Source organism: Acidovorax sp. GW821-FHT09A11, from assembly GCF_059418365.1.
In genome coordinates this window covers 88,151-105,465 of record NZ_JBWKPS010000013.1, presented here as the reverse complement: position 1 = coordinate 105,465, position 17,315 = coordinate 88,151, and the positions used below count along the sequence as shown (strand labels likewise).

Genomic DNA, 17,315 nt, shown 5'->3' with positions numbered 1-17,315 from the left:
GGACGGGGGCCTGTGGCGCCGCGCCGCGTGTCGCCGTGGCGCGGCGCGCGGTGCCTGCGGATGCAGCCGCATCGGCCACCGCGGCCGGGCTGGCGGCCTCGGGGTAGTAGCTGGCGGGCGTCATGGGGGCGGCCGGGGCGTAGGCCTGTGGCGCCGTGCCAAAGCGGCTGGCCCCCGCCGGATCCGGAATGTACAGGCCTGCGGGCGCATTGCTGCGCGCCACGGGCTGCGGGGCGTACTGCTGGGGGGTGTAGCCCACCGGCGAGCGCACTGCCGTCGTGGCGGCGCCCGGCACCGACAGCCCACCGCCGGCACGCTGGAACTGCTGCCCGGCGCGCTGGGCGAATGGATTCCCGGAGCGCGCCGGACCCGCCGGCACGCCACTGGCGGCCAGCACGGCATCGCGCTGCGCGTTTTCGGCCGCAACGGCCGCCGTGAAGAACTCGGTGGCCTTGGAGTTCTTGCCTTGCGCGCGGTACAGCCGCCCGGTGGCGGTCAGCACCTCGGGATCGCGGGGTGCGCGCGCCAGCGCCACGGACAGCAGCGACTCCGCGTAGCCGTAGTCCTTGGCGCCGGTGGCCATGGCCGCGGTCTGCAGGAGCAGGGACACATCATTGGGCGACTTTTCCAGCAGCCGCGCATACAGCGCCTGCGCCTGGGCATAGTCGTTGTTGGCCGCGTACATGCGGGCCAGCGCCGCCATGGCCAGGGGTTCGTCGGGCTGCTCGGCCAGCAGGGGGGCGAGCGTGTCGTAGGCGGCGACCAGGTCGCCCGCTTCGCGCAGGCCCTCGGCCTGGCGCACGATGTAGGCCCGGCGGATGTCGCTGAAGCTCTTGCGCTCGCGGTCGTTCATGGGGGCGGTCTGCAACTGCCGCAGGATGCCCGCCAGTTCCACGTCCTGCTGGGTCTTGAGCAGGGTCGCCGCGTACTGCAGGCGCAGGCCCACGTCGGGCCGGGCGGTGCGTGCTAGCACCTGGCGCACCATGCCCAGGGCGCGCTGCGGCTCGCCCGCGTCCGCGTAGGCCAGGGCCATGGCCCCCAGCAGCTCGGGATCTTGCGTGGCAAAGGACTCCGCCTGCGCCAGGGCGGCCAGCGCCTCGGACTGCCGGCCTTGCGCCGCCAGCGCCGACGCCGCCGAGGCCTGCACATGCACCCACACGCGCTTTTGCAGCGCGGCGATGTCCCGGGTGCGGTGCTTTTCGGGAATGCGGTCCAGGAGGGCCAGCGCACCCGGCCAGTCACCGGCCTCGGAGGCCAGCAGGGCGCCCGCGTACAGCGCCTCGGGCATGTTGGGGTTGGACAGCAGCAGCCCGTCCATCACGCCGCGGGCCTCGGCCACCGCGCCCATGCGCAGGTACAGGCGCGCGAGGTCCAGCCGCACCCAGGGGCTGGCCGGGTCGTTCAGCAGCGCGTCTTCCAGCGCGGCGCGGGCAGCCGCGACATCGCCGCGCTCCGTGGCGGCGCGCGCCTGGCCCAGGGCCTGCGCGGCGCGCAGGCGCCCCAGGGCGCCCACTTTTTCCTGCTGCGAGGGGGACAGTTTCTCGACGAGCGCCAGCGCTTCGGCGGCCTTGTTGTTCTGCGCCAGCACGCCCACCAGGCCGCGCACCGCGTCGGGGTTGTCGGCCTGGCGCGCCAGCACGCGCCGGTAGGCCGCCTCCGCCGCGTCGTATTGGCCGTCTTCGACCAGCAGGTCCGCCAGATCGCTCTCCGCCGTCACCTCGGCGGGATTGAGCCGCACGGCCTGTTCCAGCGAACGCCGGGCCGCCGCCGTGTCGCCGCGTTCGCGTTCCGTGGTGGCCTGCTCCACCAGGCTCCAGTAGGTGGCGCTGTCCAGGGCCTGCTTCCAGCGGCTGGCCGATCCGGCGCGCGAGGCGCGCTCCAGCAGCCCCCGCGCCTCGGCAAACCGCTCCTGGCGCAGCCGCAGGATGCCCAGGCCGCCCAGGGCGTCGCCATCGCTGGGGCGCGATTCGAGCACGTTCAGGAAGGCGGCCTCCGCCGCGTCCAGTTCGCCGTCGTCCAGGGCCTGGAATCCTGCCGTGGTGCGCTGGCGCAGCGGATCGGCCGTGCGGCCGGGAGCGGCCTGGGACTGCTTTTGCAGGTTCTGCGCCTGCACCAGGCGTGTCTGCACCGCCGTGTCGCCAGGATTGGCGCGCAGGAACTCCTGGTACAGCGGGATGTCGGCCGAGCGATTGCCTGTCCAGGCCAGCGCCTTGCGCCAGCTTTCCGTGGCAGCCTTGCCCACGTCGGGACGCCCCGCCAGCCGCGCCAGCTGGGCGATGCCGTCGCGGCGCGTGGACTCGCGGTAGGTCAGGTGCTGCGCTAGGGCCAGCGCGATCTGCGGATCCTCGGGCGACTCCTGCGCCAGGCGGCTCAGGCCGCGGCGGGCTTCGTCCCAGCCGCCCGCCGTGGCGCCCAGGGTCTGGTAGTACTCCAGGGCCAGCGGCCCGGTGGGGGCGCGGTCTCCCAGCGCCGCCTGGTAGGTGCTCAGCGCCTGGCTGGCCTGGCCGCTGCGGGCCTGCTGGCGCGCGGTTTCGATCTGCGGCGCGCTGCGCCCCGTGCGGATGGACTCCTGCAGCCGGCTCACCAGGGGGCTGCGCGGGTGCGCCGCCTGCAGCTGGTTCAGGTAGCGCTGCGCGCCCTCGGGGCGCTGGGCATTGAGCTCCACCAGCGCCATCCCGTACAGCGCCTGGGCATTCTGCGGGTTGATGCGCAGCAGCTTCTGCCATGCCTCGCCCGCCCGCTCGGTGTCACCGCGCTCCTGCCAGTACTGTCCCTGGTCCAGCAGGGTCTGCTCCGCCCCGGTCTGCGCCCAGGCCGCGGCGGGCGCCATCAGCGAGGCCAGCAGCCCCATGGCCAGTGTGTGGTGACGACGACGTTTGGAGGACATGCCTTCCTTCTCCCTGCGAGGTTCCCGGCCACCGAGGTGCCGGGACTGTGTTGCGTGATTCAGAAAATACCGGGCGTGCTTCGCCTTGCCTCAACCTTTTTGCTTGAGCCGCGCCCGTGCGCGCGCCCTGAGCGACAGGTACATGATGATCGCAATCAGCACCGCCGCCGACACGCCCAGCAGGATCAGCAGCAGCGGGTTGCGCGAAAGAAACCACTGCGCGTACAGCAGGGGGCCCAGCTGGCCCACATGGTAGTTTTTCTCGGCGACCAGGCTGTCCACCTGCTTGCCGCGGATCACCGTGGTGCTGCCCTGCACGTGCTTGAGCAATTCGGCGTCCAGCAGGGCATCCATCACCTGCCCCAGCCCCGCGGGCTGGTTGCTGGCCACGAGCACCACGCTGCGGCCGCTGCGCAGGGGCGATTCAAAACCAGCCACCAGCGCATCGGTGCTGTTGCTGGAGAACGCGACCTGGTTGCGCCGCGCGTGCACGCTGGACTCCTGGCCAAAACCCCACCAGCGCAGCAGGCGGTTGGCGAAGTCCGACATCTGGAAGCTCTTCGCATCGCCCTGCAAGGCCGCGGGGATGGCGCTGGCCCACTGCTTGAGCAAGGGCTGGTTGCCGCCGGAGGCAATGACCAGCAGGTCCTTGTCGGCGAGCCTGTCCACCTGCTGGGCCTGCGCCACGGTCACGCCCAGAGCGGGGTACCCCGTCACGCGCCCCATGACGCCCATCAGCCCCAGGTAGGCCGTGTACTCCTGCACCCCCGGCTTGTCCGGCATGACCACGGCGGACTCCGAGAGATCGGCCATGCGGGTGAACGGGAACCCGGCATTGCCGAAGGCGGCCAGGTCGGGCATCGCGATGAAATGCGGGAAGCCGGAGATGTCGATGGTCGAATCGGCCTCCACCGAGCCGCGCACGTTGTCCAGCGGCACGTCCTTGCACGCGCCCTGCTTGACCACGTCGTAGTAGTAGTGCATCTGCAGCTGCGACTGGGCTGGCAGCTTGAACAGCGGGATGTGGAAGCTCTCGCGCTCCGGCGCCATCTCGCCCTTGGGCATCACCGTCGTCAACAGGCGGTCGAGCGCGCCCGGCTCCTCATGGTTCACCGCATGCAGCGGCAGGGACCGCAGGAACTGCTGGTTCACGTTGATATTGAGCGTGGACTTGTCCGCGTTGGGGCGCGGCGTATAGCGGTAGCGCAGGTCCACCGGGATGCCCTTCTGGCGCCACGCGAACAGGTCGGGCGGCAGGAAGAAGTTCACGCGGATCAGGTCGGGCGAATAACCGGACACGTTGAGCGCCTGGGCTTCGACCAGCTCGCCAAACTTCACCGGACGGTCGTTGGCCAGCCAGTTGGGCGCATCGTAGGGCTTGCGGGGCTTGAGTTCCGTGACCTCGGTGATCCGCGCCAGCGGGCCGGACAGGGCCGAGGAGCCGATGGCCAGCGCCTTGGCGGCCACGGCCAGCTCAGCCTCGTCACGCCCCATGACCAGCAGCAGCTTGCCGTTGCGGTCGGCCGGGTGGCTGACCACCGCCACCGTGGGGCCCTGGATTTCGGGCAGCGCCAGGCCCGCCGGGGCCTGGCCCCGGCCGGCCACCATCACGACGGCATTGCCGCGCGGTGGCAGTTCGCCAATGAAGGAGGGGAACTTCGCGCCCCGGAAACCCGCCAGCGCGCCGAACCAGGAAGACATGGTTCCCGCGGCCTGCAGCATGCCCGCGTTGGGCGCCGCGTTGAACACGATGGGCAGGTCCAGCGGCCGCACGTCCCGGCGGTCGAAGAACGGCTGGGGCAGCAGCGCCAGATCGTTCGTCTGCGCCACCGGCGCGACGGTGAGCTCCAGCACGCTGTCGTTGCCGATGTTGGCCCACAGGCTGGAGTGCAGCGGGTCCTCGCACTCCATGGTGTAGTGGCCGATGAGCTGCAGGTTCAGCCGGTTGAACTCGGTGATGAGGCGCGGCGGGATGGTGATCTCGCGCTGCAGGTTCTCGCCCGCCTGCTGCGTGGTCACCGGAATCGTCGCGGCCACCTGCTCGTTCACCAGCACCTTGATGTGGGACAGGTTGGTGAGCAGGGCGGGCGAGTACGAATAGTTCAGCTTCAGCCGGGCGCCGGTGACCACCTCGTCGCCGCGCACGCTGAAGGCCACGCCGCTGGTGCCGTCCACGCCCCGCAGTTGCAGGGGAAAAAGGGCGCCCAGGTCCTTGAAGCTGGTGCGGTGCACGCGCACACCGCCGTCGGACGGCGGTGCCGCGTCCACGCCGGCCGCCACGGGCGCGGGGGCCGCGGAGAGCTGCGAAACCGGCACGGCCGTCCCTGCCAGTACCAAGGCCAGCATGGCAGGCAGCATGCGCTTGCGCGGCAGCCGCGCTGTCGGATGTCTTTTGGAAATCATGGTGTGGAGTCTTTGGAAACAGGGAAAGGCTTGGAACGTGTCGGTGTTCTCAGCGGGGCTTCAGGGACTTGACGGCCGAGACGGTCAGCTGCCCCATGCCGCGCAGCCCGATCACGATCACGCTTCGGAGCGAGCGCAGTGGCTTGTCGCGCTGGCCGGTGCCCCAGCTGGTGATCCACGCATCGGCCCGCGCGAAGGTCAGCGACGCCAGCTCGGCCTGCTGGTGCAGGCTGAGGTTGTCGAACTTCACGCCCAGGCGGCCCTTGCCGCTGAACGTGACGACCGCGGGAAAGACACCTTCTTCGTCCGACCGGAACAGCGACACCGAAAGGCGGCTGCCCATGGGAATGTCGCTGTCCGGGGGCACGGACAGGCCCAGCCCGTGCTGGGAGAAGTCTTCGGTCTTGCACACCAGCGTGCGCCCGTTGTCGAAGCGGATCACGGCGGGCAGGGAGGCGGCCACGCGCGGCGTGCCCCGGATCTGGCGGGTCTCGCTGGCCACCGCGACGCTGGCGCCCAGCAGGATGACGTTGTAGGTGGTCCAGACCATGTTGATGACCAGCGTCGTGGTTTCATCGCCCGCCGACGAGAACAGCTTCCAGATTCCCACCGCGAACCCGACGAGATTGATGAGGAGCAGCACCACGTAGGGCCGTGCGATGGTCCAGTCGAAATAGGCCTTCTCGATCACCCCGCCCTTGGCCGTCACGTTGAACTTGCCCAGCTTGGGGTTGATGAACGCCACCAGCACCGGGCGCATGATGTACCAGGCCAGCACCGACTCGTACACCTCGTTCCAGAACGAATGGCGAAAGCGCCCCTGGATGCGGGAGTTGGTCACGCTGGCGTGGGCCAGGTGGGGCAACGCGTAGGCGGTGATCATCAGCGCGGTGGCCTGGAACACATGCGCGCCGAAGAACAGGTAGGCCAGCGGCGCCGTCAGGAAAACCAGGCGCGGCAGGCCGTAGAAGAAGTGCAGCATCGCGTTCAGGTAGCACAGGCGCTGCCCGAACTTGAGGCCCTTGCCGAACAGCGGATTGTCGGTGCGCGCGATCTGCGCCATGCCGCGTGCCCAGCGGATGCGCTGGCCCACGTGGCCGGACAGGCTCTCGGTGGCCAGGCCCGCGGCCTGGGGCACCTCGAGGTAGGCCGTGTTGTAGCCCAGGCGGCTGAGCTTGAGCGCGGTGTGCGCGTCCTCGGTCACGGTTTCCACCGCGATGCCGCCCACTTCCAGCAGCTCCTTGCGGCGGATGATGGCGCAGGAACCGCAGAAGAACGAGGCATTCCACAGGTCATTGCCGTCCTGCACGATGCCGTAGAACAGTTCGCCCTCGTTGGGCATGCGGTGGAACGTGTCCAGGTTGCGCTCGAACGGGTCCGGCGAGAAGAACACGTGCGGCGTCTGCAGCATCACCAGGTTGGTGTCCTTGAAGAACCAGCCCATGCAGATCTGCAGGAACGAGCGCGTGGGAATGTGGTCGCAGTCGAAGATGGCGATGTATTCGGAGTGCGTGACCTTCAGCGCCGCGTTGATGTTGCCGGCCTTGGCATGGTGGTTGTTGTCGCGGATCAGGTAGCCCACACCCAGCTCTTCGCAGAATTCGCGGAACTCGGGGCGGCGGCCGTCGTCGAGCACGTACACGTGGAGCCGGTCGGCCGGCCAGTCCAGGCTCATGGCCGAGAACACGGTCTGGCGCACCACTTCGAGCGGCTCGTTGTACGAAGGGATGAACACGTCCACGCTGGGCCAGGTGCTGATGTCCTGGGGCATGGGAACCGGGCGACGTTGCAGCGGCCACGCCGTCTGGAAGTAGCCGATGAGCAGCACCGCGAACGCATACAGCTCCGCCAGCACGAGGCCGTACCCGAAAGCCGCATCCAGCAGGTTGGTGAACCCGATGGTGTCCGTGAAGCGCCAGTAGATGTAGCGCGACGACGCCGAGATCGACAGCACGATCATGGCCAGCGTGGACAGGCGGCCGGGCGTCTTGCTCAGCAGCAGGGCGGCACCGAACGAGCCCACGGAAAAGAGGATCTGGCCCTGGAGGTCGAGCGGCACGCTGATGACCAGCCCCATCAGGAGGGCGCTGAACACCACCGCCGCGACACGCACCACGGGGTGCTGCCACAGGTTCCACCCCGTGATGGCATGCACCACGGTGCGCCAGCGGGCCTGGGGGCTGTGGGAGTCGGCGTCGGCGACTTCGTCGGCCCGGGGACGCTGGTCGACGCTCATCGCGCGGCTCCCGCCAGCGGCAGGCGCAGGCGCTGCGCCAGGACGCGCGCGCAGGCGCGCAGGTCATCGGCCGCCTGGCCCTGTGCGTCGTACTCCAGCACGCTCTGGTCGTAGGCCAGCGCTTCGCGCACGGCCTGGTCCTCGTGGATCACGCCCACCAGCCGCTCGCCCAGGTTGTCCTGCATGACGCGCGTGATGTCCTTGGACAGCTGGCGCGCGCCGTCGGCCTGGTTGAGCACATAGAGCGTTTCGGAAAAGTCGGGGCGCGGCGTGCAGTACGTGTGCACCAGGCGCTGCATCAGGGCGAGCGAGGCATACGATGCCGCGTCGGGCAGGCTGACCACGACGACCACCTGGGCTGCCGCCAGCGCCTGCTGCATGTAGACGGAGGGGCCGGGCGGCGTGTCGATCAGCACGACCGCGTCCTGCGGCAGTTCCAGGCTCTCCAGCTGCTGTGCCAGCCAGTGCGGATGCGCATCCAGATGCCGCTCGAAGGCCACGCGGTCGGCCTCGTTCACCACCCCATAGGGCAGCACATGCACCCCCGAGGGGCTTTCCACGCAGACGGAGGCCCAGCCTTCGCCCGCCAGGCTGGCCCGGGACACGCCCGCGAGGGAGCGGGGATCGGCTCCGAAGTGCAGGCCCAGCGCATTCTGGGGGTCCATGTCCACCACCAGCAAGGTCGCCACGCCCTGGCGCTCCAGCGCGGTGGCCAGGTTCGCGGTCAGTGTCGTCTTGCCCACGCCGCCCTTGGCAGAAACGATGGCAATCACTTTCATGGGTGGCCCTTGCGAGGCTGCCAGGCCGCTGCGGGCCGGGCCGGGGTGTCGCCCGCGCCCGCCAGGCGCGCAAACACCGACGGCAGATCGGCGGGCAGCGAACCGGGTTGCCCCGCCGCCGCATCGGAAGGGGAAGGGGCCGCCGCGGTGCGCAGGCCGGCCAGACCGGCCAGGGGCGAACGGGCGGCCAGCGCGGCCGAGGGTGGCACGCGGTCCGCCGGCATGGATGTGGGCGCCACCACGGGCGGAGGAACCTCGGCCGCAGGCCGCGCGGCGGGTTGCGCCCAGCCCGCGGGGGCGGGCCGTGCCGAAGCCGGCGCGGGCGCGAAGGCCGTCTGGGGCGTCGGGGCACCGGGGACGCCGGCGCGGCGGTCTACGGAAGGAACGTCATCGGCGACGGCGTCGCGGACGGCCGACACCAGCGGCCAGCGCTCCCTGGAGAGCTTGTGCTCCTGCTGGCGGGCCAGCTCATGGTAGGGGTCCGCCTTGGCGCCGAACTGCTGAAAGAGGTTCACGATGTCGTCTGAATGCTTCATGGGTCACCGTCAATGCCGAAACGTAGAAATCCGAAATCCGCAGGGCTCAGCGTGCCAGCTGGAGGTGCACGCACCCCCAGGCATCCGCGGGCGCGCGCTGCACCACCTTGAGCTGGCCAGCGCCGGCCAGTTCGAACCAGCCCTGATAGACGCCCTCCAGGAAACCACCCGACCATGGTGCGTGGTCGGGCCCGAACGCAGCGGACACGGGCGACAGGCTGTGGTGGATGTCCAGTTGCGCCACGTCCTGCACCAGGCGGACCCAGCCCCAGTCGATGCGGGTCCACACGGCCGACATGGCCTGCTCCAGCTCCTGCAGGGTGGCGCACGCCGGCAGGGGGTGCTCCGCCGCGAACCGTGCCCCCACCCGGAACATCAGCGCGCGCAGGTCTTCCGGCGCGAGTGCGGCGGCAAACTCCGACGCCAGGGCCTGAAAGAACCCTCTCCACTGGACCGTGCACTGCTGCTGGGCCAGGTGTTCGGCGATCTCGGGACTGGAGGGCATGGAAACGATGGAGGACATGGCGCGCACGCGAGCAGGCATCGGGCCGGTGATGGCCCTCGGCGGGGTGGACTAAGGGTTTACCATATGCATCGGTTGATACATGTGGTTTCAAACAGCGTTTGCAGGAATTTTAGGAGCCCTGCCCGCCGAAATGGCACTTGCCGCAGCGAACAGAAGGTCAACTTAGTTCAACTGGCGGTATCTACGTAGAGGGTTGTGGGTGCCACACCACATATCTCGCATCAATTGCTATTGAATTTTTCATTCGATAGTCAGTGACAATTGAAAAGCCCGCATTTGCGACCCGCCGCCAACTGGGCTGCGCTGGAAAAATTCCGAGTGTTTCAGTCTGTAGCCGACCCGATGACCCCGCCACCCAGGCACACCTCCCCGTCGTACAGGACCGCGCTCTGGCCGGGCGTGACCGCCCATTGCGCCTGGGAAAACCGCAGCTGGAAATCCGTGCCCGCCGCGCTGACGACCGAGCAGGCGGCGTCCTGCTGCCGATAGCGGGTCTTGGCGCCGTAGTGGCCGGGAACCGGTGGGTGGCCCGACGTCCAGCTGGCATCCTGGGCCTGCAGGGCGTGGGACAGGAGCCAGGGATGGTCATGCCCTTGCACCACGCGCAGCGTGTTCGTGGCGAGATCCTTGCGGGCGACAAACCAGGGCGCGTGATCGCCGCCGCCACGCTGCACGCCTTTTTCCTTGATGCCGCCAATGCCCAGCCCCTGGCGCTGGCCCAGCGTGTAGAAGCTCAAGCCCACATGCTTGCCGATGGTGCGCCCCCGGTCGTCCTGGATGGGGCCCGGTGCGTGGCTGATGTAGCGGTTCAGGAACTCGCGGAACGGCCGCTCGCCGATGAAGCAGATGCCGGTGGAGTCCTTCTTCCTCGCGTTGGGCAGCCCGATCTCCTCGGCGATGCGGCGCACCTCGGTCTTGTGCAGCTCGCCCACCGGGAACAGGGTCTTGGACAGCTGGGCCTGGTTCAGGCGGTGCAGGAAGTAGCTCTGGTCCTTGGACGGGTCGAGCCCCTTGAGCAGCTCGAACAGGCCCGAGGCCGGGTTCTGGCGCACCCGCGCGTAATGTCCCGTGGCGATCTTCTCGGCGCCCAGGCGCATGGCGTGGTCCAGGAAGGCCTTGAACTTGATCTCGGCGTTGCACAGCACGTCGGGGTTGGGCGTGCGGCCGGCCTGGTACTCGCGCAGGAACTCGGCGAACACGCGGTCCTTGTAGTCGGCCGCGAAGTTGACGTGCTCGATCTCGATGCCGATCACGTCGGCCACGGCGGCCGCGTCCACGAAGTCGATGTTGGACGAGCAGAACTCGCTGTCGTCGTCGTCTTCCCAGTTCTTCATGAAGATGCCGACCACCTCATGGCCCTGCTGTTTGAGCAGGTGGGCGGTCACGGCGGAGTCCACGCCGCCGGAGAGGCCGACGACGACGCGCTGCTTGGGGGATGCTGTCATCGCACCGATTGTATTTTTTGTAGCGGCAGGGCACGCGCGGGCGCCAGGAACGCCCTGTCCCCCGGCAGGCCATCCGGCGGCCGGGGGACAGGGCTGGGCGGAACTACACGAACTTGCCCGTGATGCCGCCGTCCACCACCAGTTCGGTGCCGGTCACATAGGCCGCCGCATCGCTGGCCAGGAAGGCGCAGGCGTGCGCCACGTCCCAGGCCGATCCCATGCGGCCCATGGGCACCTGGCGGGCGCGCGCGGCGCGGGCTTCATCAAGGCTGGTGTCCGAGAACATCTTGGCCACCGTGGTCGCGATGCGCGGGGTGTCGATGAGCCCCGGCACCACGGTGTTGGCGCGCACGCCCTGGCCCGCGTACTGCTGCGCCACCAGACGCGTGAAGTGGGTGACCGCCGCCTTGGTGACGCCATACGCCAGGTGCGGGTAGCCCAGGTAGCGCATGCCCGCGATGGACGAGATCGCAATGATGGAACCCCGCCCGCGCTCCACCATGCCGGGCAGCACCTGCTGGCAGGCCAGCAGCAGGCTGTTCACGTTCACGCCGTGGATGCGGTCGAAGTCCTCGGCGCTGGTCTCCAGCGGGCCGCCCGTCTTGCCGATGCCCACGTTGTGGTGCAGCACGTCGATGGCGCCTCCGAAGCGTTCGCGCGCCTCGGCGAACAGGCGCTTCACCTCCGCCGCCTCGGCCACATCGCCCACGAAGGTGGCGGCGGTGCCGCCTTCGGCATGGATCAACGCCGTGGTCTCTTCAGCGGAGGCCGCATCGCGGTCGGCCACGCACACGCTGGCGCCCAGGCGGGCGTAGGTCACGCAGGCAGCGCGGCCAATGCTCCAGCCCGGTCCGGCAGACCCGCCCCCGGCCACGAAGACCACACGGCCCGACAGGTCCAGCGGCAGGGCGGGGGGATGCGGTACGGCGCTCACGCCGGGCCGCCCTGGCCCGCGCCGCCGACGAAGGGGATCGCATGCTCCACCGTGTCCCAGATGAAGCGGCCCGACGGGCTGTTCTGCTCCTCCACGATGTGCGCCACCAGCCCGGCCGCGCGCGAGATCACGGCAAAGCCGCGCATCACCGCCGTGGGCACGCCGATCTCGCCGAGCAGCGCCGCCACCGCGCCCGTGGCGTTGATGGTGATGGCGCGGCCTGCGACCTCATCGACGGCGCTGGACAGCATCTCCAGCGCGCGGATCTTGTCGCCCTGCAGTTCGGCCTCGGCGCGGCCCATCTCCAGCAGCTTGTAGGCGCGTGGGTCCACGGGCTTGTGCAGGTGGTGGCCAAAGCCGGGCACGGGGGATTTCAGGCCCTTGTAGTGGCGTGCAATGGCCAGCGCTTCGGCTTCGGGGTCCTCAGCCGCCGCGATGCGGTCGAGCAGACTGGAGCAGTTCTCCATGGTGCCCACGAAGGAGCTGCCCACGGCCAGCAGGCCCGCGCTCACGGCGCCCTGCAGGTTCTCGGGCGCGCTCATGTAGATCAGCCGCGTGGCGATCGCACTGGGCGTGAGGCCGTGCTCCATGAGCACGATGAGCACCACGTCGGTGATGCGCAGGTCCACGCCGCGCGGGGCGCGGCCCAGTATCTGCATGAGCATCACCTCGGTGAAGGTCTTCTTCCCCATCAGGTCCTCGACCAGGTTCGCATCGCGGTAATGCAGGCTGGTGAGGGTGTGGGTGCACAGGCGGGTGACGGGGGTCTTGGAAGTGGTGGAGGTCATGTGAATGGTTCCTTCAGGCCGTGGTGGCCAGTGCGGCCAGAGCCGCATCGCGCACGGCGGACTTGAGCACCTTGCCCACGGGCGAACGCGGCAGGCTCTCGTGAAAATGGACGTGCTTGGGCGTCTGCACCGGCCCCAGGCGTTCGCGCACGAAGGCGATCAGCTCGGCCTCGCTGGCCTGCGCGCCGGGGCACAGCTGCACGGCGGCCTGCACGGTCTCGCCCCACTTGTCGTCGGGCAGGCCGAACACGGCGCATTCGTGCACGGCCGGGTGCTGGCCCAGCGCGTTCTCCACGTCCACGGGGTAGACGTTGAAGCCGCCCGTGATCACCATGTCCTTGAGCCGGTCCTTGAGGTAGAGATAACCGCGTTCGTCGATGAGCCCGCGGTCGCCGGTGTGCAGCCAGCCGTCCACCAGGGTCTCGGCGGTCTTCTCGGGCAGGCGCCAGTAGCCGGTCATCAGCAGGTCGCCGCGTGCCACCACCTCGCCCACCTCGCCCGTGGGCAGCAGGCGGCCGTCGGGCGCCATGATGGCCACGTCGCTGAACCAGGTGGTGCGGCCCACGGCCGCCCAGTTGTGCGGGTCCTCGAAGTCTGCGGGCTGCATCACGGTGAGAATCTGCGGCGCCTCGGTCTGGCCGTAGGTGGTGCCCAGCACCGGGCCGAAGAAATCGCGCACCTGGCGGATCTTCTCGGGCGGCATGGGCGCGCCGCCGTAGATGAGCCGGCGCAGGCGCGGAAAGTCCGCGCGCGATACGCCGGGCAGCGCCATCAGCATGTAGACCAGCGTGGGCGGCATGAAGCACACCGTGCCGCCGCGCTCGCGGAAGGCCGTGCGCACCGCCTCGGCGCCCGCGCCGGCCAGCACCACGTGGCAGCCGCCCTGCGCCAGAATGGGCAGCAGGTAGGTGGAGGTGCCGTGCGTGATGGGCGCGGCCACGATGTAGCGCTCGTGCTCGTCGAAGCCCCAGGCGTGGATCTGGTTGGTGATGTTGGCCATCCACGCGCGGTAGGGCTGCATCACGCCCTTGGGCGCGCCCGTGGTGCCGCCCGTGAACTTGATGGCCTGGGTCGCGTCGCCCGGCAGATCGATCACGGGGCGCGGCGCGCCGGCATGCGCGGCTGCAAGGTCCGCCAAGCCTGCGGTCGGCAGGTGGAAGCCAGGCGCGCCGTCGAGCAGCTCGGCGCAGGCCGCGTCCAGCACCAGGATGGAGGGCTCGGTCGCATCGATGATGCGGCGGATCTCGGGCCGGGTGCTCTTGGGGTTGAGCGGCACCCACACCTTGCCGCAGGCCAGCACGGCCAGCAGCGCGGCGATGTGGTCGGCGCTGTTGCCCGCGCAGATGCCCACGCGGCTTTGGGGTGTGGGGTCGATGGCGGTGAAACCCGCCGCCAGCGCCGCCACGCGGGCGGCCAGCGCGTCGTAGCGGATGGCGCCCTCGGGCGCGTCGATGGCGATGCGGTCGGGCCAGCGCTGGGCGGCCCGCCAGAAGAAGTCGATGGGGAACATAGGGGCGGCAGGGGAGGTTGCGTATTACTCGGCCGATGCGCCCGATTCCTTGACGACCTCGCGCCAGCGCTTGATCTCGGCGGCGGCAAAGCTGCGCATCTTGTCGGGCGTGCCCCCATCGGGCGTGGCGGCCAGCTCCTGCAGGCGGTTGCGCACCTCGGGCTGGGCCAGCACCTTGTTCAGGGCCGCATTGACCTGCTCGACCACGGCGCGCGGCGTGCCCGCCGGTGCGGCCAGGCCAAACCACGACTGCACGTCGAAGCCCGCATAGCCCGACTCGGCCAGCGTGGGCACATCCGGCAGCAAGGGCGAGCGCTGGGCGCTGGTGATGGCAATGGCGCGCAGCTTGCCCGCCTGCACATGCGGCAGCGCCGAGGGCGTGTTGTCGAACATCGAATCCACCTGGCCGCCCAGCAAGTCGGTGACGGCAGGCGCGCTGCCCCGGTAGGGCACGTGCAGCATCTTGAGCCTGGACTGCATCTTGAACATCTCGCCCGAGAGATGGATGGACGAGCCGCTGCCCGAGGACGCGAAGGTGATGCCGTCCTTGGACTCCTTGGCGTAGCGCACGTAGTCGGCCAGGTTCTTGATGGGCAGCCTGGGGTTGACCACCAGGATGTTCGGAATCCTGGCGATCATGCCGATGGGCTCGAAGTCCTTGACCGGGTCGTAGCCGAGCTTGGGGTACAGCGTGGCGTTGATGGTGTTGGCGATGGTGTAGACGTACAGCGTGTAGCCGTCGGCCGGCGAGCGCGCCACGGCCTCGGCGCCCACGTTGCTGTTGGCGCCCGCGCGGTTGTCCACCAACACGGGCTGGCCCAGCTGGTCGCCGAGCCTGGCGGCCACCAGGCGCGCGATCACGTCGGTGGCGCCGCCGGCTGCATAGCCCACGACGAGCTTCACGGGCTTGGCGGGCCAGCCCGTGGCGCTGGCGGTCTGGGCCTGCAGGGGCAGGGCGGCGGTGCAGGCGATGGCGGCGGCCAGGGCCAGCAGGCGCCGGCGCGGAGCCGTGTAGGGCGTGGCAGAGGGGGTGGTGTGCGAGGTCATGTCTTGTCTCCTGGTGTGTCTGAAAATCCGTCTGGGCGCCCCGGCGGCGTGGCTCTGCGGCACACTGCGCGCTGGTTGCATCGACGGACAAATTCTTTCCCATGCCCTCCCGACCTGCGAATCGAAACGTCCGTCTGCCGGACGTTCCACCCCCGCCCGAAGCCCCCGACGACCCCGGCAGCCGCACGCTGCGCCGGGGCCTGCAGGTGCTGGACGCCGTGCTGGCCCAGGGCCGCGACGGCGCGCGCGTGGTCGACCTGTGCCGCGCGGCGGGGCTGGAGCGCGCCACCGTCTACCGCCTGCTGGCCACGCTGCTGGAGAGCGGCTATGTGGCGCAGCGCGGGCGCTTTCGCTACGTGGCGGGCCCGCGCCTTGCGGCCATGGCCGAGCCCGCGGGCCAGCCCAACATGGCCATGCGCCTGGCGCCCGTGCTGGAGCGCGTGAGCCGCGCCTGCGGCGATGCGGCCTTCGCCATCGTGCGCGAGGGGCCCACTTCGCACTGCATCGCCCGCCACGTGGGCACGCACCCGGTGCAGATCCTCGTGATCCAGGTGGGCACGCGCCAGCCGCTGGGCGTGGGCGCGGCGGGCCTGGCGCTGCTGGCCGCATTGCCCGATGCCGAGATGCAGGCCGCCATCGCCGCCAACGCGCAGGCGCTGCCGCGCTACGGCGGCATGACGCCCGAGCGCCTGGCCATCCTGGTGCGCGCCACGCGCGAGCGCGGCTGGTCGGTGGTGGGCAACCACGCCACCCAGGGCGTGCTGGCCGCCGGCATGGCCGTGCGCAACGCGGCCGGCGAGCCCGTGGCCGCGATCAGCGTGGCATCCACCGTGGACCGCATGCCGCGCGAGCGCCAGCAGCTCATCGCGCGCTGGATGCGCGAGGCGCTGGCGGCGCTGCTGCCGGGCGGGGTGTGAGCGGCCGGGCGCCAGATACTATCAAAACAGTAGCTGTCAGCGCTTATGGATAAAGCGCTACAAGCCTATTTCGACCAAAACCCCGGTCGCGGCGGAATGTGCGAACATCCGCCCCATCACGCGCCGTGATGGCCGCGGCCCCGAGGACCCCGATGGAACTGAGACAACTGCGCTACTTCGTGCGCGTGGTGGAGCGCGGCTCCATGAGCCGCGCCGCGCTGGACCTGGACGTGGTGCAGTCCGCGCTGAGCCAGCAGATCACCCGGCTGGAGGGCGAGCTGGCCACGCGCCTGCTGCACCGCACGCCGCGCGGCGTGGCGCCCACCGAGGCGGGGCTGGCCTTCTTCCGCGAGGCGCAGCTCACCCTGCGCCATGCCGACCAGGCCGTGCGCGCCGCGCAGCAGGCGCGGCTGTCGGGCACCGTCACCGTGGGCCTGGCGCCCACCACGTCGAGCGTGCTGGGCCTGCCGTTGATGCAGGCCATGCGCGCGCGCTACCCCGACGTGCGGCTGCACATGGTCGAGAGCATGTCGGGCCACCTCACGGCCATGCTCAACGCGCGCGAGCTGGACCTGGCCGTGCTGTTCGACACCCGCCTGCACCAGGCGCGCCAGGCCAGCGGCGCGCGCCGCTGGGAGATGGCGCCTTTGCTCGAGGAAGACCTGTTCCTCATCTGCGCGCGCAGCGGCCCCGGCAACCCCGGCGGCCGGCAGCTGCCCGAGACCCTGACGGTGGCCGAACTGGTCCATGAACCCCTGATCCTGCCCACCGGCCCGCACGGCCTGCGCAGCACGCTGGACACCGCCTTCGCGCGCGACCGCGTGGCGCCGCACGTGGTGCTGGAGGTGGACTCGCTCGCCATGGTGATGGCCGCCGTGGACGCGGGCCTGGGCTCCACCGTGCAGCCCTGGGCCGCCATGGGCCGCTACCCGGATGCCGCCCTGCGCTTCCAGTGCGCGCGCCTGACCGACGCGCCCGCGCGCCGCGTCAACCTGCTGTGCAGCCTGCCCGATGAAGAGCTCTCGCCCGCCGCGCTGGCCACGCGCGTGGTGGTGGCCGACTGCGTGCGCCAACTCGTGGCCACCGGCCAGTGGTTCGGAACGACATGGATCGGTGGCGAGGGCGCGCCCGCCTGAACCTGCCACGCGCTGCCATCTCGATCCGTGATACCCCCATGACCTGAGCCTGCTGCACGGAGGGCCCACGTCTCCCTACAGTCGCCGTCACCACGATGAACGACACGGCGACCTCGCCAGGAGACACCCCATGGGCCCCAAAACCCCTTCTTCATTCCCCCACGCACAGCG

13 protein-coding genes are annotated in these 17,315 nt (G+C 70.1%); 2 read left to right on the top strand and 11 right to left on the bottom strand.

The window, feature by feature from the left end; all coding sequences use genetic code 11:
- The 11 genes from AC07PV_RS23235 to AC07PV_RS23185 all read right to left on the bottom strand — a co-directional run.
- Positions 1-2,887: tetratricopeptide repeat protein (locus AC07PV_RS23235; RefSeq protein ID WP_494631444.1), on the bottom strand; the 2,887-nt coding region annotated here is incomplete at its 3' end.
- Positions 2,888-2,977: 90 nt separating this feature from the next.
- The gene (bcsB, locus tag AC07PV_RS23230; protein ID WP_494631443.1) at positions 2,978-5,290 is read right to left on the bottom strand and encodes a cellulose biosynthesis cyclic di-GMP-binding regulatory protein BcsB; all 2,313 of its coding nucleotides are present in this window, start codon (positions 5,288-5,290) and stop codon (positions 2,978-2,980) included.
- A 49-nt stretch (positions 5,291-5,339) separates the two neighbouring features.
- Positions 5,340-7,526, bottom strand: coding sequence for a UDP-forming cellulose synthase catalytic subunit (gene bcsA / locus AC07PV_RS23225; protein WP_218297089.1), 2,187 nt, complete (start codon positions 7,524-7,526; stop codon positions 5,340-5,342).
- Positions 7,523-8,305, bottom strand: a complete 783-nt coding sequence (gene bcsQ, locus AC07PV_RS23220; RefSeq protein WP_218297088.1) for a cellulose biosynthesis protein BcsQ — start codon at positions 8,303-8,305, stop codon at positions 7,523-7,525. The genes bcsA and bcsQ overlap by 4 nt, the downstream gene beginning before the upstream one ends.
- On the bottom strand, positions 8,302-8,841 hold the full coding sequence (gene bcsP, locus AC07PV_RS23215) for a cellulose biosynthesis protein BcsP (protein ID WP_494631441.1): 540 nt from the start codon (positions 8,839-8,841) through the stop codon (positions 8,302-8,304). The genes bcsQ and bcsP overlap by 4 nt, the downstream gene beginning before the upstream one ends.
- 46 nt (positions 8,842-8,887) lie before the next feature.
- A complete protein-coding gene (gene bcsD, locus AC07PV_RS23210) occupies positions 8,888-9,364 on the bottom strand; it encodes a cellulose biosynthesis protein BcsD (RefSeq protein ID WP_255590973.1) in 477 nt (158 codons plus the stop codon).
- A gap of 326 nt (positions 9,365-9,690) precedes the next feature.
- Entirely contained in the window at positions 9,691-10,812 is a 1,122-nt protein-coding gene (gene mnmA / locus AC07PV_RS23205) for a tRNA 2-thiouridine(34) synthase MnmA (protein ID WP_369640868.1), read from the bottom strand.
- A 103-nt stretch (positions 10,813-10,915) separates the two neighbouring features.
- Positions 10,916-11,746 (bottom strand): SDR family NAD(P)-dependent oxidoreductase, encoded by an 831-nt coding sequence (locus tag AC07PV_RS23200; RefSeq protein WP_494631439.1) that lies wholly within the window; start codon positions 11,744-11,746, stop codon positions 10,916-10,918.
- On the bottom strand, positions 11,743-12,534 hold the full coding sequence (locus AC07PV_RS23195; RefSeq protein WP_494631437.1) for a citryl-CoA lyase: 792 nt from the start codon (positions 12,532-12,534) through the stop codon (positions 11,743-11,745). The genes AC07PV_RS23200 and AC07PV_RS23195 overlap by 4 nt, the downstream gene beginning before the upstream one ends.
- Before the next feature lie 13 nt (positions 12,535-12,547).
- On the bottom strand, positions 12,548-14,044 hold the full coding sequence (locus AC07PV_RS23190; protein WP_494631436.1) for a class I adenylate-forming enzyme family protein: 1,497 nt from the start codon (positions 14,042-14,044) through the stop codon (positions 12,548-12,550).
- Positions 14,045-14,068: 24 nt separating this feature from the next.
- Positions 14,069-15,091: a tripartite tricarboxylate transporter substrate binding protein gene (locus AC07PV_RS23185; RefSeq protein ID WP_494631434.1), complete on the bottom strand. Its 1,023-nt coding sequence runs from the start codon at positions 15,089-15,091 to the stop codon at positions 14,069-14,071.
- Positions 15,092-15,192: 101 nt separating this feature from the next.
- On the opposite strand from AC07PV_RS23185, the gene AC07PV_RS23180 reads away from it, so the two are divergent.
- Together AC07PV_RS23180 and AC07PV_RS23175 are read left to right on the top strand one after the other, a co-directional pair.
- Positions 15,193-16,008, top strand: a complete 816-nt coding sequence (locus AC07PV_RS23180; protein WP_218297081.1) for an IclR family transcriptional regulator — start codon at positions 15,193-15,195, stop codon at positions 16,006-16,008.
- A gap of 152 nt (positions 16,009-16,160) precedes the next feature.
- Complete coding sequence (locus AC07PV_RS23175; protein WP_218297080.1) at positions 16,161-17,144, top strand: LysR family transcriptional regulator; 984 nt, start codon at positions 16,161-16,163, stop codon at positions 17,142-17,144.
- The last annotated feature ends 171 nt before the right edge of the window (positions 17,145-17,315 follow it).